Below are 22,184 nucleotides of genomic sequence, written 5' to 3' on the forward strand. Positions count from 1 at the left end.
CGCCGCTCCAGTAGTCAAGCACGGGGGCAAAAAACCTGGTTTGTCTGAGAACACAGGTATCTTTATTTACCCAATTTAAGATTTCTATCTGTCTGGTCCATAGACTTCCCTATTGTATTGTAGGATCGCCTCAGAATCGTAAGGCTGCTGAGGGGGCGCAAAAGGCGGGACACCACGCTGCACAGAGCAAAGCGGTTCCATCTGGGAGACTGGCTTTGCAGGAGCGAGGGTGCTGGGATCGGTGTTATCACCACCCACATGAAATGTCACCATCATGTCGCAATCTTCATGCTCTAAGTTGTGGCAGTGTATCATGTATCTTCCCCGATGCTCTTTGGCAAATTTACCAGAAATCACAGCCTTTTCATTTTTTTGAATGACAAAGACATCTTTCCAACAGTTCGCCTCATAGGGTTTCTCATCAAGTGATACCTCTTCGTAGTTACCATCACTGTTTTTCTTAAAACGCTGGATGAGTTGCATATCAATGAGATGAATGTGAACTGGGTGAGGCTCTGCTACATCGTTAAGAATTGTCCAGACTACACATTCTCCACTTATTGGACAAGCAACATTTGTAGCCCATCTCTTGCCATTGATTTCAAATATTCTCTTATCATTTTTACATCTCTCACTTCTACTCTGAGCAAATCTGAATTCTGTTGTGCATTCGAGAGGCAAATCTGAATTATTCACCGATGCATTTAAACTTCCTTGAGGACAGTTATCAAAACGTTTAACAGAGCGGATGAAATCTGGAATAGAACTATCATCTTGGACTTGTTCGGGATTGATATCGAAACGGAGAACTGGCTGCACCTCTCCAGGTGGAGAAGGCACTATTCCCTTTAATTTTAAATAGATCTGACGTACTCCATTATTAAATACTTTATCAAAGTCGATAACGAACTCATAGCGCTCTCCCACGCCCATTTCAAGGTTGTCAACATCCACCGCTTTTTCCCGTAAGCCGCTATCCGTTCCAATCACGCTCAGCATTTGATTGTTCTCTTCTTCTCGCTGACCAATAGTGAGTTTAAAGAAATTTTTGGCAGTAGCGTTCAGGACGCGAAACCGATATTTATGCCGTTCAACCTCAAAATGGGGTGTTAAAGCACCATTAACAAGGATAGTCGTTCCTTCTAGATCTTCGGGGTGATTTTGTAGAATTAGTGGTACATCATATTTACCTTGAGGTAAAGGTAGCTTTCTCTCATATTCGTCTTCAACAATGTACATACCCAACAAACCTTTTTGCACGTTTCGCTCAGTTGTGTGAAGTGCATGATCGTGGTACCAGATTGTGGCAGCGCGATCGTTGGGATAGATGTAATCTTTGTAATGTGCTGGTGGAATATTATCATCAGCATAACCATCATACTGTGGCGCAGAAGCCATACCATGCAAGTGGACTACCGTCTTAATAGGGTTTCCTTCTGCGTCATTATCCAGTTTATTAATGAAGCGGACAACCGAATACCGCAATCCTTCCTTTTTCTGTAAATCCCCGACTTGTTGTTTGATCAGGGGACCGGGAGTCATACCGTTATAGCCCCAAATCTCAACTGGTTTTCCCCCAATCGTTTGCTGACTACTCTTAATTTCGATTTCGTAGTAATCTGTTAGTATTCCTTCGCTATTTTCGATGCTACACACAGGATTGAGAAGAGGTGGCATGGGTAGGCTGTCTTTAAACTCATCGCTGTCTTCTTGAGAAGACTCTTGAGCTAAAGCTTGGCTTTGATGACCTGAAGGAACTACGAAAGCTCCGCTCGCAATTAACCCTAACTTGATAGCTTCCCGTCTAGTAATGCTCATATACTAGCCTTCTTATTTAGATTCTAATGAGTTGACCAATGGGGAGAGTCAGTTGTTGCGCCGATCGGAATGCACTCTGAGGACAGGCGAGGACGCCCGTCCCACAAGAGCTAGATTTACTAAGGTTGTGCAAGTTAAAGAATTATTAGCTTAGTTTATGCAGTTGCTGGTAAAAAACAGCAAGATTGCATATGGTAACGAGTGACAGTTCTCTTAAGCTTCCAATGCAGCTGGTTTAACAATGACTTTTCCCCTCATACCGCCACCTGAGTGGAATCGACAACGATACTCAAAACCTGATTCATCGCTCGGATTCGCAAATGTGAACTCAAACGCCTCGCCAGGAGCTAAAACTTGGTCAAAGCGGGGCTCGTCGGTTCTAGTTACGGTGTGGTCTGCGCTACCTTCATTAATCCATTTTACAGTGGTGCCAACTTCTATCTCCACCTCGCTTGGCTCAAAGAGAAAATCAACTACCTTAATAAGTGTTGGAGCGACCTCTGGCGTAACAATGACTTTTCCCCTCATACCGCCACCTGAGTGGAATCGACAACGATACTCAAAACCCGATTCATCGCTCGGATTCGCAAATGTGAACTCAAACTCCTCACCAGGAGCTAAAACTCGGTCAAAGCTAGGCTCGTCAGCTCTAGTTACGGTGTGGTCTGCGCTACCTTCATTAACCCATTTTACAGTGCTGCCCGCTTCTACTTTCACCTCGCTTGGCTCGAAGCGAAAATCAACTACCTTAACAAGTGTAGGGTCTGCCATCTTACTACTCCAAAATGAAACTAAACTATCTGATGTTTATTGCTGTAAATAGATCGCTCTGCTCTCACCTTCGCCATCTACAGTTAATCTGTAAATATAGATTCCACTCGGCAAGCGTTTGCCCTCATCGTCCGTACCATCCCAAACAACCGTTTTCGAGCCAGCACTTTGGTCTTTTTCATCAATCAGTTTGCGAACCTGCTTGCCAAAACGATTCCACATATGGATTGTGACTCTGCTAGCAGCTTGTGGTAACGTATATCCGATCTCGATCGATCTCTCATATTCTTTGGGTGTCACTGTCTCCAGAAATCGGGTGGGAGCAAATGACTCAGCAAATGTCTCAGATCGAGTTCCTACGGGAGCTTCAGAATATTTGTACACTGTTTGACCTGCAGCATAGCCGACAGTGACGGGATTGCCTAGGAAGCGAAATCGATTAATAAATTTGCCAATCTCATCGGCATTTTCCCATGTTTTGCCACCGTCACGAGTTACACTGCTAGTACCTTTCTCGAAACTTTCATCTCCCCAACCACCAACCCAACCATGGGTTTCATTAATAAATCCGACACCTTCAAGGTTGGCATTCCCTTGAACGGGTAACCTTACCCAACTCTGTCCACCATCTGTTGTCTTTAGAATCGCAGCTTCCTTAAAATTTTCTAAAGAGACAAACCCAATCTCATTATTAAGAAAATGAATTTTCCACCCCCACTCTCCTTGAGGAAAAGACAGATTTTTAACGCGATTTTCCCAAGTCTGTCCCCCATCTTCTGTGTATAAAACCACTGGTGTCAAATCCTCGTACCTCGGGTTCTCTTTGTCAGAAATCCCGCCAACGACCCAGCCACGCTCTGGGGTTGGAAAATAGACGTCTATTAAATTTGAGGCATATTGACTCATATCCCAAGCAGTCCAAGTTTCCCCGCCATCAACGCTTTTCATCATGCGGGCAACTTCACTGGGAAAGTTGGTACCAGAAGCATAGATCGCCAAATCATTGACAGCATAAAGACCACAAACTGCTACGGGAGCTTTTTGAGGTATATTCTCCACAGCCTGCCAATTCTCGCCACCATCAAGCGTGCGATACAGACGTAAGTCCGGTGTCAGTGTTCCTACCCAGCCCTTCAGGTTATTGGCAAAACTTACACACCTTAAGTAAACTGCGTTGTTACTGTCTGTGACCTGGGCTTTAAATTTGATATCCCAACTAGCACCTCCATCAGTGGTTTTGAGAATATGACCGTCGCTATTGACAGACCAAGCCACTGTAGGGTTAATTAGCCATATATCGTCGTACCTTGAGCCAGCTATTGGAGCACGAGTGGGCGACCACTGTAACTTCGTATTTGTCAGCATTTTATAGTTAATCTCCTAGATACAGGTACTGAATGCTTACAAATAAGTCCCTACCGATTGGCGGAACGGAAGTTAAGCTTGGAAGCTCTTCTTCTATTTCTTAATCGGTGGAAGCAAAATCAACTTATGCACTTGCTCGCAAGTAAGTAGCCACTATGTCCTTTCGTACATTCCTATATCTATTAGCAACCGCTGATACTGTATTGTGAAGATTAGTTAAAAAATTACGCGATCGCCATAAACCTTGAAGAAGAAAAGCCATTACCCTGTGCTTATTTATCTAATTGCTCATACAGTTAATAAAGAGCTTTTTGCATAGGTTGATCGACCATGAAACGCAGATGGAAGTCGCTGCTACTATCGACGAGTTGGGTACTACTTTCCATTGGGACATCTATTATCATTATTCTCACCCATCCCCTAGTATCACCCGCAAAAGAACCTGCAGCGTCTACTACTGAAACTACCAAGACCCCTACTCCAGATCAGTCACCAGTCGTGATTCCAGAAGCGACGGAGACAACAAAACCTGTCGTTGTTCCAACAGCGACGGAGACGAAGCAGCCAACTGAGTCAACACCACCAACGCCCTCACCAGCAGCAACCGATCCAAAGAAGCCAACAGATTCCAAGAAACCAACAGCTTCAGAAGAGAAAAAGCCTGAGTCAGCCGCAGAACCTGCACCTACCCCTGAAGAAATTGCCCGCCAACAAAAACTGATGGAAGCGGATAAGCTTCACCAGTCGGGACAAATTGCTTCTGCAGAAAAACTTTATCGTGAAGCAAAAGAACCTTTTGCCAAATCATCTGAGACTCAACCGCGCAAAGAAGCAATTGTTGACCCTGCACAATTGTCACCTGGGGCTAAAGTTTACTGGCGGGAAGCAGAAGCGGGAATTGCCAGTCAGTTGTATACGAGAACTATGGTACCGCTAGAGCTTTTGGTTCAGCAGTACCCCGAATTTATTCCCGGTCATATTAAATATGCTGAAGTCCTCAAACAGGACGACCAAGAAAAAAAAGCATTGGATGTTTTGGAACGTGCGGCGACGCTGTATCCCAATCAACCAGATTTAATTAAAACAAGAGTTGCAGCACTCGCAGAGGCTAGAAAATGGATGGAAGCTTCCTTAGCTGCACGTCAATTCGCTCTGCTTAACCCAAATAATCCCCAAGCGCCTGAGTTTGCAGAACTGGCAGAGACACATCTCAAGCGTTATAAATCCCATATTAGGGCAAAAGTTAGAGGAAATACAATTGCTAACATTGTAACTGGTGTCTTGGGTTATGCAGTGACAGGTAGTCTTCTCGGTCCGTTTACTGCGCTTGACTCTACCATCATGCTTATGCGGGGTGAGAAATCTGTTGGCGAGTCAGTAGCAAAGCAGGCGCGAAAGCAACTGGATTTAGTTAAAGATGAGGCAATTTTAGGATATGTGGATGGCATCGGTCAGAAACTTGCCAAGGTTTCAGGACGTAATGACTTTAAATACGAGTTTTTTGTCATCCCTGAAGAAAGTTTGAACGCTTTTGCACTCCCAGGTGGGAAAGTATTTGTTAATGCAGGTGCGATCGCTAAAACCAAATCAGAAGCCGAATTAGCCGGATTAATCGGTCACGAGCTATCTCATGTCGTCCTTTCCCACGGTTTTCAACTCGCCACTCAAGGAAATCTCATTGGCAACTTAACTCAATATATTCCCTATGGCGGTACTATTGGGCAACTGTTTGCCATGAGTTACAGTCGAGATATGGAACGCCAAGCAGATACTCTTGGGACACGTCTCATTGTTGCATCAGGATATGCTGCTGATGGTTTGCGGAATTTAATGGTGACACTGGATAAAGAGCAAAAATACAAACCGCCTCAGTGGTTATCTTCCCACCCAGGGGGTAATGAACGAGTCCGCTATTTAGAAAACCTGATTTCACAAAATCAATACAACCGTTACACCTACGAGGGGGTAGCGCGTCACATGGATATTCAGCAAAAAGCAAAACAGATACTGAAAGAGCAAAAAGAAAAAAAAGAACGTCTCCGGAAAAAAAAAGACAGAATTGATGAATCAAAATGACACACTTGATCGTCACTAGAAATATCAACTCCCTACTCTGAACCGGTGTAATTATGTTATCCCAATCTCTAAAGATTTTATTTTTGAGCGGTCTTGGTTTATCTTTGCTTCTGAATCCTTCAACTGCATTTGCTCAATCCCGCAGTGGTGATGTCGTTGTACCAACAGAACCGGGTAATGGTTCTGTTAGACCAAGCACGGAAACAGGTCGTTCAACAACAACAAGTACATCAACAACTAGCGATCGCGGTCAGCGTTTTAGCTGTCGCTACCATAATGGTAATTATACCGTGATGTACAATCCAGAAGCTTTTCCTGGTGACTACTTTGCTTGGGCAACTCCCAGAACTTTAGGTGGCGGTTGGAATGCAGAACAGCGCTGCAATGAAATTGCCAGACGTTTGGAATCTTACCGTCCTGATGGCTTGGTAGAACTTAAGTCAGCCGTAGAGAACGGAGAAAACACTGTTTGTGTGACCACTGATGCTAGACCCAGCTGTCGAATTGTGCTGACAGTACCTCGCGGTCAAGATCCCGATGTTGTCCGCAATGGCATTTTCCAAAACCTAGTGACTGCGGATAACGGCGAACAAACCACTGCTGTCAATACCTTCACAGGTCGTGGCGGTGACCTCAGCAACATAGGTAAAATTTTTGGTGTGAAAACACCTGTATCTTCATCAAAAGCACCTATCAATCTGAAACCTTTCCTATCTCCTGCTGATGGTGGTACTGGAGCTAAACTTAGTAATGGAGTTAAGCTTCCTAGCTCACCATCTAAACCTAGTGGTAACACTCGGTTGAATCCTAATAAACTGCGTTAATTGTATACCAGTCCTTAATCATTTGCGATCAAACTAGAACCCCGACTTCTCAAAGAAGTCGGGGTTCTAAGTCTTTCAGTAATATCAAGTTTAGGGATTTCCAAGAAATAAATTATCCAATCTTGTGGTACGGGCGTCCTCGCCCGTCCTATATAAGTGGCGGGCGGGACGTCGCCCGTCCTATATAAGTGGCGGGCGGGACGCCCGCACCACAAGAGAAAGTTGGATATTTTTTTATTTGGAAGTCCCTTAGTTAAAGATTGAGCGTAAAGACAGACTTGAATTATTTAATGCCCGATCGTGTCGAATCATCAGCAGAAGCACCATTTATTTATAGAAGTCACGCTAAAAACGGTAATTGTTATTTTTATTCTTGCGCGATAATATATGTAATTAAAAAGAATAAAGGCGACATCTTAGCTATCCAAAAACAAGATATCAAATTAGTCACTATAAATGCTCTTTTAATATTATTGGGAAAAGTGGGTTTAGTAGGATATTTTAATAAATCCTTGATTATCCTGTTGAGAAGTTATAAGATATTATTTAATTCAGTTTCTGAGCTAGAAGCATCACCAAGTAGCTTGTTAAACCATGGCAATTTAATTATTAAATGCCACAGAAACATTAAGTATCGGGGCGAACAATCAATAATTCTTTCAAATCTTACACTAACAAACCAAGTCCGATATTGACTTGTCACTTCTTCTTGAACACGAATTGAATTCGTATTGGGGAAAGCGGGTTGTAAGAATTTGATTTCTATTTTTAATAACAACTCTTACTTGACCTTAATTTAAAACTTACAGTGTTTAGAAATTCCCAATATACGACTAGGAATTTATTAATGACTGATACATTTTATTCTCAAAAATATTTGCATTTTAGTCACGTATTGCAAGCTATAAAAAAACCCCTCAAGTTCTTCAATGAAGCAAGGGAATACGGTGATATTCTTTCCTCACGTTTTGGTTGGACACCAGTTTTAATACTTAATAATCCCAACTACATTGAAGAGGTTTTTTGTCGCAAAAGCAGGGTGTTTATGAGAAAAGGTCATTTCTTGCACAATAACTCCAAGTTACTTTTAGGTAATGGTTTGTTTCTCAGTGAAGGGAAGTTCTATCATCATCAGCGCAAATTGGCTCAACCTGCTTTCCACAAACAGATGGTTACTTCTTACGGAGAAGTGATGGTTGAGGAGACCAAGCACGCCATCGCCACTTGGCAAGATGGGCAAAAGCGGGATGTTTACCAGGAGTTTGTTGGCATCACCCTGTCGATAATAGCCAAATGTATGTTGGGTGATGAGTTAGACACTGTGGCTGCAAGCAAAGTGACTGCTGCTCTAGATGCAACCATGAACCGTCTGGTAAAGCGCATGAATGCTCTGTTTTTAGTGCCTAATTGGCTACCCACTCCGAGTCATCTGCGATTTCGTGAAGCAGTTAAGCAGTTAGATCAAATTATTTATGACATTATTCATCAACGCCATACCAGTAAACAAGACCGAGGAAACTTTCTTGACCTGCTACTATACGCTCAACAAAAAGATGGCAGCAAAATAACATTACAACAATTACGGGATGAGGTAGTCAATATTTTTCTTGCAGGTCATGAAACTACAGCGATCGCGTTGACTTGGATATCCTTTCTCCTCTCGCAACATCCATTAATAGAGGCAAAATTAATCGAGGAATTACAGACAGTTCTGAGCGGAAGAACCCCTACGGTGGCAGACTTATCTCAGTTACGCTACACCGAAGCAATTGCCCTAGAGGCTTTACGGCTCTATCCTCCGGTCTGGTTATTGGAGCGCATCGCTTTAGAGAATACAGAAATAGCTGGATATCCAGTGCCAAAAGGGACTTGGCTTTTTGCTAGTCCGTGGTCTGCACACCGCAACCCTGACTTTTTTCCCGAACCGGAAAAATTCAATCCTAGTCGCTGGGAGGATAGCTTAGCAAAACGGTTACCTTTAGGAGCCTATTTCCCCTTTGGTATGGGAGCGCGGAATTGTCTTGGCAAGGATTTTGCCATGATGGAACTCGTTCTTCTCATAGCGACAATCTTCCAAAATTTCCAGTTAAAGCTAGCACCAGAGTATCCAGTTGAGATTCTCCCATCCTTAACACTACGTCCCAAACATGGGATGAGAATGTTGTTAACAAGGCGTTAGGTGTTTTAACAGTGACCAGTGACCAGTGACCAGTGACCAGTTAATTCCCATACTTAAACGTAGGGGAGTTGGATAAAGAATTGAGTCAATAAAATTAGAGAAAGATAAAACAAAAATGCAGCTATTAGTTGATTCCTTAAGTAAAAGTTTAAACACTCGTTCTTTTCTAGAAAGAATGCAGGTTTACAAAACCCCGGTCTCCCAAATCAAGTCATTAGGAGTCTATCTCCCCGAACACATTGTTGACAATGAAGAACTTGCGGCGATGATTGAGGGACCGAGCGCACTCAAAAACAATTTACCCAAACTGATAGAACGACTGACTGGTATCAAAACTCGGCACTATGCTAAAGAAGGGACATCCCCATCCGAACTAGCAGTACAAGCAGCTTGGCGAGCTCTTGAGACAGCTAACTTAAGCATTAATGATATTGATACCCTTATATTTGCAGCTACGGATACCGATATCATAGAACCCGCTACTGCCAACATTGTGCAAGCAAAAATGGGAATTTCAAGAATTAACGCTTTTGATGTTAAGAATGCTTGTAATAGTGTTCTGCAAGCTCTAAATATTGCCAATAGCCTAATTGCAAATGGTGCTGCACGCCGAGTTTTGATTGTCAGTGGTGAAGTTGGGAGTTATACCGTTAATCGTAAAATTTCTAGTAAAGAGGAACTTCGTACCAAAATTGGCGGATTAACCTTGGGGGATGGTGGGGCTGCGATCGTTGTTGAGCCATCAGATGGAAAGTTAGGATTTCTAGAGCTAAACCTAATGAGTATGGGTGAATACTGGCACTTATGTCACATTCCCGAAGACCCAAATTGGCGTCATAGTTCTGAAGGAATGTTATTTTATAAATTTTATCTGGATTTGCCTGAGTTGGCTAAATTAATAAACAAGTATACCGTTCCTTATTTCCAGGAATATAACCATTACCGCCAGCAAGAATTTCAAGAAGGTCCTTTTTACGATCATTTGGCTTTAGTAGTGGGACACCAAATTTCTAAACGTTTTATTGAGGATGTCCGTCAGGCTTTGAACATTCCTCCATATAAGTCAATGATTACAGTCGAATATTTTGGGAATACAGCTAGTACAGCAATTCCTCTAGCTTTACACAACGCTATAGATTCGGGGTTGTTAAATTGGGGAACGGGACAGGAAGTCATGCTCTTTGGGGCTGCTAGTGGTTATGGTATTGGACATTTACGCGTGCGAATTTAATGACCCCAAAAATATGGCAAAAGATAAAGAAAGCCGATTACTTGAAGAAAAACCATCATATGGGTGGCGAATAATATTGGCGTTTTCGATTGTATTTGCCATGGTGATAATATTTATACCTGTTTTTTCACGATTACGGTATAATAGCCAAACTGTGTTGCCAAAACCCCGTCAGATAATTCCTCCTAGAGTGGCAATTACTGCCTTGGGACGTTTAGAGCCTCAAGGCGGAGTCACTCAGTTATCTGCTCCCAGTTCACTCACAGGTACCCAAATAGAAAAACTGTTGGTCAAAGAAGGAGACACAGTTCGAACAGGGCAAATAATAGCGTTCCTCCAAGGTTATGTTCAAGCAACAGCGGCACTAAGACAGGCACAAGACAAAGTGGAAGTTGCTCGCGCTCAATTAGCGCAGGTCAAAGCCGGAGCAAAGTCCGCAGACATTGAGGCTCAAAAGGCAGTACTGATAGGTTTAGAAACTCAACTACAAGGAGAAATTGCGACTCAACGAGCGACAATCGCTCGTTTACAAGCTCAATTAGACAATGCTCAAATAGAGAACGAGCGGTATCAAAATTTATACACACAAGGTGCCATTTCAGCTTCTATTGCAGACAGTAAAAGTTTGGAATTTCAGACAGTGAAGCAGCAACTCATAGAAGCTAAAGCAAATTTAAACAAGAGCGTATACACTCTTACTGCTCAAATAAAAGAGGCAAAAGCCAAACTAATAGGTCTTGACCAAGTGCGTCATGTAGATGTCCAGGTGGCACAATCGGAACTCAAGAGTGCCATAACTGCAGTCATGCAAGCAAGCGCAGAACGAGATTTAAGTTATGTTAAATCTCCTATCAATGGAAAAATTTTAAAAGTTCATGCCAAAACAGGAGAGATAGTTAGCAACTCAGGTATTGTTGAGATAGGTAACACATCTCAAATGTATGTAATTGCAGAAGTTTATCAAACAGATATTAAGAAAGTGCGTCTAGGTCAAAAAGCTACTGTTACAAGTACTGCGTTTAGTAGAAAAATATTGGGAACAGTCAGCAAGATTGGTTTACAAGTTAGCAAACAGAGTACTTTAAGTCTTAATCCAGGGGTAGACACAAATCGCAGAGTGATTAAGGTAAAAATCCGAATAGATAATCCAGTTGACAGTAGCCAGGTCGCAGGTTTAACCAACTTACAGGTGGATGTAGCTATTCAAATATAATGACCAACAAAAGTAAAACTAAATGACTCACAAAACTGGATTTCTAAGTTATGAAACCATATGATTGGCAAAATTTCCTTAGCATGGCTACAGTTAACTCATCAAAAAGTTCGTTTTATAGTCGCTATAGCTGGTATTACTTTTGTTGTGATTTTGATGTTTACACAACTTGGTTTCCAAGATGCTCTCTATTTAAGTGCGACTCGGTTACATCATAGTCTTCAAGGAGATTTATTTTTAGTCAGTTCTCAGTATAAATCTTTAACTTCAAATCAAAGCTTTTCTCGAACTCGTTTATATCAAGCTTTAGGTTTTAATGGTGTAGAGTCAGTCAGTCCCATATATTTAGGATTTGCGAAATTTAAAAATCCAGAAAATGGTGAAAAGTATTCTATATATATTATTGGTATTGAGCCAGAAAAAAAATCTATGAATTTATCAGAAATAGAACAAAATTTAGGGAAAATAAAAATTCCTGATTTCGTACTATTTGATCGTAATTCTCGTCCTGAATTTGGACCAATTGCCGATCGCTTTGAATCAACAAATACTGAGCAAATAGTTGAGATTTTTCCCTTTAATGCAATTAAAGGTTATAGAGTTAGAGTGGTTGGATTATTCAGTATAGGTCCTTCTTTTGGAGTAGATGGTAATTTAGTAGTTAGTGAATCAACTTTTTTAAGAATATTTCTAAATAGTCGATCTTCTGAAATGATAGATATTGGTGTGGTAACACTGAATCCAGGGGTAGAAAAGCAAAAAATTTTAGAAAATTTGCAAGTCTATTTACCCAAAGATGTCCGAATCTTTACCCGCGAACAATTTATTAATTTTGAGAAAAAATATTGGGCTACTAGAACACCTATTGGTTTTATACTGAATCTTATGTTAATAATGGGTTTTGTTGTTGGTGTGGTTATTGTATATCAAATTCTTTATAGTAATATCTCTAATCAGATAACAGCATATGCTACCTTAAAAGCTATAGGTTATTCAAATAATTATTTATTAAATGTCGTATTTCAACAAGCTATTATTTTAGCACTTTTTGGTTATCTACCTGGATTTGCTTTTTCTTTATTTATATACGATTTTGCTGTCGTTGCTACTAAATTACCAATAATGATGAGCTTTAATAATGTATTAATTATATTAAGCGCAACAAATTTAATGTGTATATTTTCTGGAGTATTAGCTATGAACAAACTCCGTTCCGCAGATCCAGCAGATATTTTTTAAAAAATTACTCCCTTTCCGCCCAAAGATTACCTATCTAAATAAACCGCAAAGACGCAAAGAGCGCAAAGAAAGAGGAACATCTGTTCGGTAGTCTTATAGCGAGAAGGGAGTAATGCAATTGCAATATTGCAAAGGATTACGATAATTGAGGTGTAAGAACCCCGGTTTCTTAAAGAAACCGGGGTTCTAATTTCCACTTATCCCAGTAGTCTCAATACTGCTCGGTTAAGGGAAAGTGAAGCCTAAAATTCCGAAGAAACTGTTCTCGTTTTATTTACGAGAACAAAAATGAGAGAAATTTGTATAAATGAACCCACAAGAGATGAGCAAGTATCTCTCAAGAATGTTTATATTTAATTGAAAAAATCTCTAAACCTTGTCCCTTTTAATTTTCTATCTAGTTCAACTATCTTCTACTACTAGATGATGTCAACTAGCGGTTGTAAAAATTGTAAAAGATAGTTGTTGCCGGGGAGTATAATTATTTCTATGACATCGTTTTTTAGTTTTAAATTTAGAACGAGTTTTCTTGATTACCCTCGGATTAGTTCTGCCTGAGGTTGGTGGTATTTGTAAGTCTAAGATTTCCCAGATTAACCAGCTAAAATATATATTCATATTCTCAAGAGAATGATTAACTTGCTGTTGAAACTGAGGAATAGCACGTCTGACAACTCTTAGAGAACTGGTAAAACTTAAACTTAGGGGAGATATTCCCTTGATTGCTGCACTTTGAAACATTAAATAACGTATACAATAGTGTCCTAGTAACCAACCATAAATTTCTTGGATAACTTCACGAGGATTCTTCGAGCGGATAGGAATTTTACGACCGTTCAGATGGACTTTTAACTCATCCAAGGTGTTCTCAGCTTCCCACCGTTGATGGTATTCTTGGGCTAAGAGCAATGCAGGAAAAGTTGAAATATCCATCAAATCAGTTACTAAACGATACACCTTTTCTACACCCTCAACTTCAATAATATATTCAATGACACGAACAGGTATTTTCGTCGCTCCCTTCTTTCTTGACTTTCCATCAGGAGCAAGCCAACTTAGATAGGAACCATCAGGAAAAGCTTTAACAAACTCAAATTTTACATGAGATGGCACGCGACCAAGAATATGACATTTTTGTTTGATTGCAGCATGAATCATTTTAAATGAGTGCAGTCCTCTGTCCCACATTAACAACATACTCTCCTCAACACTTCTTAATAGCTTTAAAGCTCCTTTTCTCTCTCCAATTCGATATGGACAACAAAATATGTCGATAATTAAATGAGTTCCTGCTTCGACTAAAAAAGTTAACCTAGCTTTGGGAAAAGCCGGATTTGTACCAGGACGAGAACCAGGGTAACCAAATACTTTAGCATTAGTTTCTGTATCAGGAACATCAAAAACTGTGCCATCCAAAGCCATTATTCTCAGTCCACCCAAAAAAGCACCTGGTGTTTTAATTGTTGCTAAAGGTTTTGCAACAATTTCAAATAAACGAGTCATAACAGCAGCACCAATTCGTTGTCTAGCTTCACTTATTGATGAAGATGTTGGTATCTTAAAACGTCTCTTAAAGGGGATTTGCAAAGAATTAAAACCCTGAATGAGATTTTTCAATACATCCACGATTGAATCGGAGGACCAAAAACTCATGGCGATTACTAGAGAGATTACTACGTGTGTAGGAAGTATTCTTTGACGCCGTGCGGTACTACTCGTTGTTGTAATCGCTGCCATAATCGACTCGGTAGGGATGATCTGGTTAAGAGCCAGCAGTAATTGTGCCCGATTTAGGATTTGATTGTTGAATTCAAAGTTAACTAGCATCATTAGCACTCAGTTTTGAAGTGAAATTTCGTATAAGATAATATTGATTAAAACACTTTTTGTTCTCGTAATCTATTCGAGAACTCTATCTTTCCCCAATTCCAATTGATGCCTACGAAAACTGACGATATTATTGCCAGAGCCGAACTCTTACAGCAAGCGATCGCTACTCTACAACTACAAATTCAACAAATTCAAGCTTCAGGAGAAGTTGCACCCGAAGGTTGTTGTGTCCTGCGCTACCAGGCACGCGGTCAAAAAGGAACTTACTGGTACTATAAGTTGCACGCTCAAATGCCGATTTTCCCTACGCAAACTCCTAATAAATTAAGTAAATATAAGCATTTGGGGAAAGCTGGAAGCCCCGCTCATATTGATGCTGTTATGCAAGTTACACGAAGAATGCAAATCGACACCTTAAAAAATACGATTCATTCTCTCAGACAAAACTGGATAGATTTGTACGAAAGTCTCAAAGACAAAAAATAACCTTGCCCATCCGCTTTCAGTTATCGTTTTTAATACGCGAACACATTTGACACTGTTTTACCCTTTATTTCCCTTAACCGAGCAGTATTGCCAGTAGTCTTAGAATTTGAAGTTTAAATAAACTTCAATATCCGGATAAAAACATATAAAATTAAAATAATTTATAAATTATTTAAGATTTCTATATAATCTCTAAAACGAGAAATTCTTAGTATTAAAATCTTAAGTTGGAAAAGTAAGTTTCCTTGGGAAAAGTAGGAGAAATTTTCAGTATTCTTGTATTTATCTTTCAATTTGTGTAAGCTTATAAGTAGTAATTATTACTGAGAATAAACGTTTAGTAGCGAGCGTTCGGCTACGAAGCAAAATCAAAAGCTTTCTCATACCTGTTGAGGGTATCTGACAGTTTTGATTATCAAAAATTCTCAGTGAACGAATTGAAACTAATGTCGCTAATCCGAACTCATTTTGTACAAGGAAGAACTTCTTATGTCACATATCATGATTGAGCAACTTACTTCACATATTACTGAGCAAGAAGAACCCGCAGTTATGAGAGAGTTGAATGATCGGGAAATCGTTACCGTCTTAGGAGGTCGCAGTAATGCCTATGGTGGCTCCAATAACGATGTGGATGGCGCTAACAATGTGAATGTGAATGTAAATGTACTGCCCATATTATCTCAAAATACTTTCGCACTAAGTATCGGCGGGTTACTAAGTGGTATAAGTTCCAGTTTAGTTAGCACTTTGGGTCTTACTCAAGCCTAAGCGAGCAATTCACTTTTTAGAAGTACGGTAGCGGGGTGTGCTACCAAAATTTTCAAACATCCTCTTTAGCAATCAATAGCTACGAGCTAAAACAAAATTAAAGTGATGCACGTTGACGAAAGTCAAAAGTCAAAGCTCAAAAATCCATTTGTTTTTTACTTTTAACATATCTTCCTTCAGTTATTAAGGTTGCAACTACCAAAATTGCAGCTACAGAATTTTACTCGCTCCAAACTATTTTCTGTTTTGACTCCCACCTAATTTGGGGTTTGGAGCCACTCCGCGCACTTATCTTATGTCGTTTGCAACGTCTACAACGTAAATATAGCAAAGCTTTTACGTTGTTTTCACATTCTACAACGTTAAAGCTAATACAGATCGGCGTAAATAAAGCAACCATTAGTAACAAACAAAAAGCTAACAATAAAAGCTTTTGCGCCTTCTGCCCTAGTAGCGAGCGTACTTCTGCCTTCATGTACTAATCATAAATTATCAAGCAAGTGGCATAATATTAGAAAAAGTCCCTACATGAGGGGAAAATAATACTTTGCAAATTCCTGTAGCACCATTGCGAGTTTTCGTTACGTTAATTTCCATAACTCCTTTATCCTGTGTATCTGGATTGTAATATTCGTCTCGATCAAGAAGCACCCCTGCATCCATATTGTGATTAAGGTATTAATTTTTATTCAAATTGATTTCATTAAAATAAAAGTTTTTCGTGTGAAAAGTTATTTGAGAGCTAGCGTAACATTAGCGTACTGCTGCTTTGAATACTTTAGTCTGTAGAACTTTGGTATTCAAAACCTTAATCTGTACTTTATGCAGCCCAGTAACTTAGATCGGATTTTAGGACAAGAAATACAACGCCGTCGCATAGAGAAAGGTTGGTCACAGGAATATCTAGCAGAGGTTACAGGTCTGCACAGAACCTATATTAGCCAGCTTGAACGGGGGCTAAAAAGTCCATCTGTTAGAGTTCTTAATCACATTACAAAAGCTCTGGGCTTGAAAATGAGCGTTTTTTTACAAGCCGTAGAGGAATTGTTGAATGCTGACGGAAAATGAGATTGAAAGATTAAAACAAGCTGTTGTTGCTACCATAGCATCCCCTGTAATCGGCTCGATAGAAGATTATACTTGGGAAGCAATTTTTCACTATATTAAGGATATTCCTTTATCAGATCCAGCATTAGGACGTCGTAAACTTCTTTATGATGCTGTAGATGCTACAACAGAAACTGGCTGGTCGCTCAAGTCTCTTCAATTGAATAATCTTACTGCTGTAAAGACATTTTTGTTCGTTATTCAGAGAGCAGATATTGTAAAAAAAGCTACCCAGCTTGGTTTTCCTGGTTTGACTGAAAAATCCTCACCTAACGAACTAGGAGCAGCTATTATTCAACATTGGAATGAAAAAATCATATCGAGTCAGGCAGCACAGGGGGTTGTTAATAGCTATGAAGCCATATTACTGAAAACCATTAGAGGATACGAGTACATTTACTGCGAATTCCCATTAAATCCACTTGACCCAAGTGCATTCTCATGGGCTTGGACGGTTGATAAAACTACTGGGAAATTAGGAGCAGGACTACAAGGGAATATTGCTGGTAAAACAGAGTTGATATGGTACAAAAATCAGAAGCAACTCTTTAGAGCTAGAACTCTTCCCCCAGAAGCAATACATATCAAGGTCGAACGAACTCGGCTGACACTCGATCGCTATGTACAGACTGTTATCTTAGCTTTACAGGATCAACTCAGTACACCAGATTTCTGATTGTGTGCTTGAAGAATAGCTTCAGCTATCACTTTGCCTAAAAGTGGAGGTACAGATTCACCGATTTGAGAAGCCATCTCAGTATATGTTCCCAAAAAGTGAAAATTATCTGGATAAGAGTGTAGTCTTGCAGCTTCACGAATCGTAATTGTGCGATTCTGGGTTGGATGGAAAAATCTGCCAGATCCAGGATGGAAAACCCACCTTGTAATAGTTCGTGCTGGTTTATCCCAGTAAAGTCTTCCGTATGCACCACTATAATGCTTTTTAGGCGCTAATTCAGGTGGTAAATCTCTAGCATCTTGCCCTTCACTAAGAACACGCGCTCTTGACATTTGAATAGGACTTAAAGCACGAGCAATGTGATTGGTAAGTTTCGTACTTCCATTACGTATAATTGCTTGATATGGAGTTTGCGGAGGAATGGGATAAATTTCCGCATTATACTCCTGACCTGCTTCTAAGCTTGGCAGGTCTCCAATTGCATCTCTGACTGTGACAACTGAAGAAATGTTTGATTCTAGAAGAGTAAGTTGATTGCAAGATTTTTTAGCTCTGTAATCGCTTCTAATATCCCCAGAATGTGTAGGCTTAGGGAATTGAAGATATTGATCTAAACTAGCTAAGAAAAAAGCTCTTGCTCTAGTCTGTGGCACTCCATAGTTTGCAGAGTTTAATGAAGCAGAACTGACTTTATATCCTTGGGCTTCAAGTTGTTCTGTAATTTCATGCCTAATTACACCATCATACGCTTTCAGAATTTCAGGTACATTTTCTATAACAATATAAAGGGGTCTAAATTCCTTTACAAACTCTAAAAATGTCCGATATAGTTGATTGCGAGAATCATTAAGATAGCGATAATCAGCAGGGATATTTCTTGAAAATCCTTGACATGGAGGACCACCTATCAGTGCTGTTAGTTCCTCCTTTTGTAAACCCAACCATGATCGTAAATCTGAAGGATCAACCTTAAGTATATCCTGATTAACAATTTTAGTATTGGGATAATTTTGCTTATAAGTCGCCAAAGCTTTTGCTTCTACATCGATCGCACATAAAGATCCAAAACCTGCAAGGTGAAAACCTGTAGTGAGTCCACCCGCACCCGCAAATAAATCAATAATTTTGTGTGTCATTACTGAATACTATAGTCTTCGTTATATACTGTCAAGCAACCTCCTCAAAAAGATAGTAATAGTAGTAACCGTTCAAGGGGGGGTAGATCATTCGCCTAAATTCTAAAGCCTTGACTTAGCAAGGGTTTCGGGTGATTTATTGTAGGCGCTAATAACACCTAAAAAACCTCCGCGAAGAATTATTGATGCCAACAGGGTTAACTGATGTCTTAACCTTTTGCTAGTTAGTTCTTAATCTGACTGGTATAACTTAAGGGTGCGGAATACAAATTAATACCACAAACGCTCCCAGTTATCGCGCTCCATGTCCTTCCTTAAGGTATGGGTGGTGCTGTCATGTCCGTATCTGTCCTGACTGTCAAGGTTTTCCTTGCAGCCAACACATCTTGAGTTGCAATCACAATGGCATTTACACTTCAGATACTACACGCCTCTGATTTTGAAGCTGGCATCCCCGCCTTAAACGATGCCGTAGGTTTTTCGGCAGTTGTGAACCGTCTCAGAACTGACTCAAGGCTGCCATCTACGGTTCTCGCTAATACCTTAACTTTATCCTCTGGTGACAATTATATCCCAGGTGCTTTTCTCAACGCCTCTAGCGATCCTAGTCTCAACAATATAGGAGGCTTGGGAAGCTCTTCTGGTCCAGTTGCAGGTCGGGGGGATATTGGTATTCTCAATGCCATTGGTATCCAAGCTTCAGCACTCGGTAACCATGAGTTTGACTTGGGCGTTGGACAAGTAGCCGGACTCATTCGCACTGGAAGTGGTAACCCAGGAACAAATTTTCCGTATCTTAGCACCAATCTTAACTTTGCACCAGAAACTCAACCAGGAGGCAATCTATCAAATAACGACCTCGCAAGCAATCAAAATACTGCTGAAGCAAGCACAATTAAAGGCAAGCTTGCTAAAGGTACGGTGATTACCTTACCTGGAGCAGACGGTATTCTGGGAAATGGGGATGACCAAAAAATTGGTATTGTTGGAGCCACAACACCCACTCTACCTAATATTTCATCACCAGGTCGGATTGGAGTATCTCCTGCAAACCCCACAGATTATGCAGCTTTAGCCGCCGAGATTCAAACTTCTGTCGATGCGCTCAAGAATACGGGTATCAATAAAATTGTCCTGCTGGCGCATATGCAGCAGTTGAACATTGAGCGAGATGAATTAGCGCCCCGATTGCGGGATGTTGATGTTATCATTGCTGGTGGTTCTAATACTCTATTATCTGATGCCAACGACCCCTTGCGAGCAGGTGATACAAGCAGGGGAGAATATCCCATTCTCAAAACTTCTGCTAGCGGTCAACCTGTTTTGGTTGTCAATACCGATGGTAATTACAAATATGTAGGGCGCTTGGTTTTTGAATTTGATGATAATGGTGTCATTAACCTTAACAGCCTCAACAGTAATGTTAATGGCGCTTATGCTACGGATGAAGCGGGAGTCGATCGCATCTATGGCAGTGATGTTAATCCCAGAGCAGTTGCCAATCCTAATGTAGTTGCAATTACTGATGCCTTGCGGGGAGTTATTGGCAGCAAAGATAACAATTCCTTTGGTAAAACTACTGTATTTCTCAACGGGACTCGTAATGATGTACGTACCCAGGAAACTAACTTTGGTAACTTAACAGCAGATGCTAACTTAGCAATAGCTCGCAATACTGACCCTACTGTTGTTGTTTCTTTGAAAAATGGGGGAGGGATTCGGGATAATGTGGGGGTCATATCGGAGAGTGCTGGGGGAGTGAATACTGATGACTTTAGAAGATTACCTCCACAGCCAAACCCCATTGCCCCAAATAAACAGACAGGGGATATTTCCCAACTGGATATTGAGAACGCTTTGCGGTTTAATAATGGTTTGACCGTGGTGTCGGTGACAGCAGCAGAACTGCGTCTGATTATGGAACATTCTGTTGCTGGGACAAGGGAAGGAGCAACACCCGGTCAATTCCCTCAAGTGGGCGGGCTGAGCTTTAGTTTCGACCCCAGCCGTACTGCAGTAAGATTTGACAACAATGGGAATGCGACAACTCAAGGAGAACGCATCCGTTCTCTTGCAATTCGCGACCAAAGCGATCGCATTACTGATGAAGTTGTTCGCAATGGACAAGTTGTAGGTGACCCCAATCGTCTCATCAGGCTTGTAACATTAAACTTTTTAGCCAATGCTGGTTCTGGAACTCCTGGGGTTGGAGGAGATGGTTATCCTATTCCCCGGTTTGCCAAGAATCGCGTAGATTTAGTACAGCAAACCCTTACTGGCTCTGCAACTTTTGCAAACAATGGTTCGGAACAGGATGCACTTGCAGAGTATTTGTTGACAAATTACAGAACAAATCCTTACAGCGTTGAAGATGTTGGTATTCGTCAAGACGGACGAATCCAAAACTTGTCACAACGCAGCGACAGCGTATTTGCAACACCCGGTCTCACCAAACAATCAAACAACCTCTTCACCTTCTCCAATATCTTCAGCCCCTCAAATTTAGAAGTCAATCTCGTCAGCAGAGATGTGACAAATGTCAATGAAATAGGGGTATTTGTCGTTGATGATAACCAAGGTCGGGTAAATGGTATTGCACCCGGACAGGCTGGATACTTGCAAGCCGCATTAAGCAGAGCAGAAGTTGTCTTTTCCGTCCTCACAGACGGTTTTGGATTTGAGAATCCCACTCGTTTGTTGAACTTTGGTGCTGGAAATCAACAGCTGATGTTTTACTTGGTGCAAAATAGCAGCACCGATACCGTACTCTCTGAATTGCGAGCGGGAAAAACTCCTGGAAACGTACTTTTAGCAACATCTGACAAATTACAGGTTGCAGATGGTAGCAGTGGTACGTTTAACTTGAATTGGGAGGATGGTTCAGATAACGACTATGATGACATTCGTTTGAGAGTCCAAACTTCCAACAGAAATATACCTCAGAGAGTCATTCAAGAACGGGCGGAACTATTGGATTTGAGGTTTTCAGGTAATGCACAAGCAAGCTTCTCTGTCAATAGCAGTGCTGATTACAGAAACTTTGTTGGTTTCTACAGAGTGGCTGACCTTGACGGTGGTATTGACAGAGATGGTAATGGAACCGCAGATCTGCGCCCTGGTGATGCAGGGTATGCTCAAGCAGCGATTCAAGGAAGCGTTTTCAATGTGGGTTCCAACGGCGCTTCTGGAGTGAACTTGACAGGAGGGGCATTGTATGCGCCATTTATTATTGCGAACGCCACTGTTGCTGATTTCTTAGCACAAAATCCTACAAATCAAGCAAGTGGAAATGTGAAGGCTTACTTTGCTTACTTAGGAGCAAATCCCGATGGAGTGGATCACATCCGCCTGTTGGGTAACAATACTTTCGGTTATGAAGATCTACCTGGAGGTGGCGACTTGGATTACAACGACATCGTTTTACAAGTAAATTTTACCTGATTGTTCATTATTTACTGG

Annotated in this window: 18 protein-coding genes; 12 read left to right on the forward strand and 6 right to left on the reverse strand. The window is 40.9% G+C overall.

Features of this window, described 5'->3' with window-relative positions; genetic code table 11:
- Positions 1–84: 84 nt before the first annotated feature.
- The 3 genes from WA1_RS01830 to WA1_RS01840 all read right to left on the reverse strand — a co-directional run bounded on the left by WA1_RS01830 (position 85) and on the right by WA1_RS01840 (position 3,954).
- The gene (locus WA1_RS01830) at positions 85–1,818 is read right to left on the reverse strand and encodes a multicopper oxidase family protein (protein WP_017748744.1); all 1,734 of its coding nucleotides are present in this window, start codon (positions 1,816–1,818) and stop codon (positions 85–87) included.
- 213 nt (positions 1,819–2,031) lie between these two features.
- Positions 2,032–2,589, reverse strand: a complete 558-nt coding sequence (locus tag WA1_RS01835) for a plastocyanin/azurin family copper-binding protein (RefSeq protein ID WP_017748745.1) — start codon at positions 2,587–2,589, stop codon at positions 2,032–2,034.
- A gap of 36 nt (positions 2,590–2,625) precedes the next feature.
- The gene (locus tag WA1_RS01840; protein ID WP_017748746.1) at positions 2,626–3,954 is read right to left on the reverse strand and encodes a YCF48-related protein; all 1,329 of its coding nucleotides are present in this window, start codon (positions 3,952–3,954) and stop codon (positions 2,626–2,628) included.
- 330 nt (positions 3,955–4,284) lie between these two features.
- On the opposite strand from WA1_RS01840, the gene WA1_RS01845 reads away from it, so the two are divergent.
- From WA1_RS01845 to devC, 7 genes are all read left to right on the forward strand, one after another.
- A complete protein-coding gene (locus WA1_RS01845) occupies positions 4,285–6,030 on the forward strand; it encodes a M48 family metalloprotease (protein ID WP_017748747.1) in 1,746 nt (581 codons plus the stop codon).
- A gap of 53 nt (positions 6,031–6,083) precedes the next feature.
- Positions 6,084–6,854: a COP23 domain-containing protein gene (locus tag WA1_RS01850; RefSeq protein WP_017748748.1), complete on the forward strand. Its 771-nt coding sequence runs from the start codon at positions 6,084–6,086 to the stop codon at positions 6,852–6,854.
- A gap of 290 nt (positions 6,855–7,144) precedes the next feature.
- The gene (locus WA1_RS01855; RefSeq protein WP_017748749.1) at positions 7,145–7,549 is read left to right on the forward strand and encodes a hypothetical protein; all 405 of its coding nucleotides are present in this window, start codon (positions 7,145–7,147) and stop codon (positions 7,547–7,549) included.
- Between the two features lie 152 nt (positions 7,550–7,701).
- Positions 7,702–9,033: a cytochrome P450 gene (locus tag WA1_RS01860; protein ID WP_017748750.1), complete on the forward strand. Its 1,332-nt coding sequence runs from the start codon at positions 7,702–7,704 to the stop codon at positions 9,031–9,033.
- Positions 9,034–9,148: 115 nt separating this feature from the next.
- Positions 9,149–10,264 (forward strand): 3-oxoacyl-ACP synthase III family protein, encoded by a 1,116-nt coding sequence (locus tag WA1_RS01865; RefSeq protein ID WP_017748751.1) that lies wholly within the window; start codon positions 9,149–9,151, stop codon positions 10,262–10,264.
- Positions 10,265–10,277: 13 nt separating this feature from the next.
- Complete coding sequence (locus WA1_RS01870; RefSeq protein ID WP_026135245.1) at positions 10,278–11,477, forward strand: ABC exporter membrane fusion protein; 1,200 nt, start codon at positions 10,278–10,280, stop codon at positions 11,475–11,477.
- A 60-nt stretch (positions 11,478–11,537) separates the two neighbouring features.
- Positions 11,538–12,716, forward strand: a complete 1,179-nt coding sequence (gene devC, locus WA1_RS01875; RefSeq protein ID WP_017748753.1) for an ABC transporter permease DevC — start codon at positions 11,538–11,540, stop codon at positions 12,714–12,716.
- A 429-nt stretch (positions 12,717–13,145) separates the two neighbouring features.
- Here devC and WA1_RS01880 read toward each other — a convergent pair whose 3' ends face one another.
- Positions 13,146–14,546 carry an IS4 family transposase gene (locus WA1_RS01880; RefSeq protein ID WP_026135398.1) on the reverse strand — a complete coding sequence of 467 codons (1,401 nt, stop codon included), beginning with the start codon at positions 14,544–14,546 and terminating at the stop codon, positions 13,146–13,148.
- A gap of 105 nt (positions 14,547–14,651) precedes the next feature.
- Here WA1_RS01880 and WA1_RS01885 point away from each other — a divergent pair, with 105 nt between their 5' ends.
- Entirely contained in the window at positions 14,652–15,032 is a 381-nt protein-coding gene (locus WA1_RS01885; protein WP_017750188.1) for a hypothetical protein, read from the forward strand.
- 489 nt (positions 15,033–15,521) lie between these two features.
- Positions 15,522–15,803, forward strand: a complete 282-nt coding sequence (locus tag WA1_RS01890) for a hypothetical protein (protein ID WP_148662593.1) — start codon at positions 15,522–15,524, stop codon at positions 15,801–15,803.
- Positions 15,804–16,295: 492 nt separating this feature from the next.
- Here the strand turns inward: WA1_RS01890 and WA1_RS52120 are convergent, their stop codons facing one another.
- A complete protein-coding gene (locus tag WA1_RS52120; RefSeq protein ID WP_017741201.1) occupies positions 16,296–16,466 on the reverse strand; it encodes a DnaB-like helicase C-terminal domain-containing protein in 171 nt (56 codons plus the stop codon).
- A 159-nt stretch (positions 16,467–16,625) separates the two neighbouring features.
- Here WA1_RS52120 and WA1_RS01895 point away from each other — a divergent pair, with 159 nt between their 5' ends.
- The gene (locus WA1_RS01895; protein ID WP_017741202.1) at positions 16,626–16,871 is read left to right on the forward strand and encodes a helix-turn-helix domain-containing protein; all 246 of its coding nucleotides are present in this window, start codon (positions 16,626–16,628) and stop codon (positions 16,869–16,871) included.
- On the forward strand, positions 16,855–17,586 hold the full coding sequence (locus tag WA1_RS01900; protein WP_017741203.1) for a hypothetical protein: 732 nt from the start codon (positions 16,855–16,857) through the stop codon (positions 17,584–17,586). Before WA1_RS01895 ends, WA1_RS01900 begins: the two co-directional genes overlap by 17 nt.
- Here WA1_RS01900 and WA1_RS01905 read toward each other — a convergent pair.
- On the reverse strand, positions 17,562–18,725 hold the full coding sequence (locus tag WA1_RS01905) for a DNA cytosine methyltransferase (RefSeq protein ID WP_017741204.1): 1,164 nt from the start codon (positions 18,723–18,725) through the stop codon (positions 17,562–17,564). The genes WA1_RS01900 and WA1_RS01905 overlap by 25 nt on opposite strands.
- A 402-nt stretch (positions 18,726–19,127) precedes the next feature.
- On the opposite strand from WA1_RS01905, the gene WA1_RS01910 reads away from it, so the two are divergent.
- A complete protein-coding gene (locus tag WA1_RS01910) occupies positions 19,128–22,166 on the forward strand; it encodes a 5'-nucleotidase C-terminal domain-containing protein (protein ID WP_017741205.1) in 3,039 nt (1,012 codons plus the stop codon).
- Positions 22,167–22,184 lie beyond the last annotated feature (18 nt).

The sequence above is a fragment of the Scytonema hofmannii PCC 7110 genome (assembly GCF_000346485.2).
Lineage (GTDB): Bacteria > Cyanobacteriota > Cyanobacteriia > Cyanobacteriales > Nostocaceae > Scytonema > Scytonema hofmannii.

Bases quoted from the DNA above. Each gene is read 5' to 3' on its own strand.
- WA1_RS01835 (WP_017748745.1), bottom strand. From the start codon at position 2,589: ATGGCAGACCCTACACTTGTTAAGGTAGTTGATTTTCGCTTCGAGCCA.
- WA1_RS01890 (WP_148662593.1), top strand. From the start codon at position 15,522: ATGTCACATATCATGATTGAGCAACTTACTTCACATATTACTGAGCAA.
- WA1_RS52120 (WP_017741201.1), bottom strand. From the start codon at position 16,466: ATGGATGCAGGGGTGCTTCTTGATCGAGACGAATATTACAATCCAGAT.
- WA1_RS01840 (WP_017748746.1), bottom strand. From the start codon at position 3,954: ATGCTGACAAATACGAAGTTACAGTGGTCGCCCACTCGTGCTCCAATA.
- WA1_RS01880 (WP_026135398.1), bottom strand. From the start codon at position 14,546: ATGATGCTAGTTAACTTTGAATTCAACAATCAAATCCTAAATCGGGCA.
- WA1_RS01860 (WP_017748750.1), top strand. From the start codon at position 7,702: ATGACTGATACATTTTATTCTCAAAAATATTTGCATTTTAGTCACGTA.
- WA1_RS01865 (WP_017748751.1), top strand. From the start codon at position 9,149: ATGCAGCTATTAGTTGATTCCTTAAGTAAAAGTTTAAACACTCGTTCT.
- WA1_RS01885 (WP_017750188.1), top strand. From the start codon at position 14,652: ATGCCTACGAAAACTGACGATATTATTGCCAGAGCCGAACTCTTACAG.
- WA1_RS01850 (WP_017748748.1), top strand. From the start codon at position 6,084: ATGTTATCCCAATCTCTAAAGATTTTATTTTTGAGCGGTCTTGGTTTA.
- WA1_RS01845 (WP_017748747.1), top strand. From the start codon at position 4,285: ATGAAACGCAGATGGAAGTCGCTGCTACTATCGACGAGTTGGGTACTA.
- WA1_RS01855 (WP_017748749.1), top strand. From the start codon at position 7,145: ATGCCCGATCGTGTCGAATCATCAGCAGAAGCACCATTTATTTATAGA.
- WA1_RS01905 (WP_017741204.1), bottom strand. From the start codon at position 18,725: ATGACACACAAAATTATTGATTTATTTGCGGGTGCGGGTGGACTCACT.
- WA1_RS01870 (WP_026135245.1), top strand. From the start codon at position 10,278: ATGGCAAAAGATAAAGAAAGCCGATTACTTGAAGAAAAACCATCATAT.
- WA1_RS01895 (WP_017741202.1), top strand. From the start codon at position 16,626: ATGCAGCCCAGTAACTTAGATCGGATTTTAGGACAAGAAATACAACGC.
- WA1_RS01830 (WP_017748744.1), bottom strand. From the start codon at position 1,818: ATGAGCATTACTAGACGGGAAGCTATCAAGTTAGGGTTAATTGCGAGC.
- devC (WP_017748753.1), top strand. From the start codon at position 11,538: ATGATTGGCAAAATTTCCTTAGCATGGCTACAGTTAACTCATCAAAAA.
- WA1_RS01900 (WP_017741203.1), top strand. From the start codon at position 16,855: ATGCTGACGGAAAATGAGATTGAAAGATTAAAACAAGCTGTTGTTGCT.
- WA1_RS01910 (WP_017741205.1), top strand. From the start codon at position 19,128: ATGGCATTTACACTTCAGATACTACACGCCTCTGATTTTGAAGCTGGC.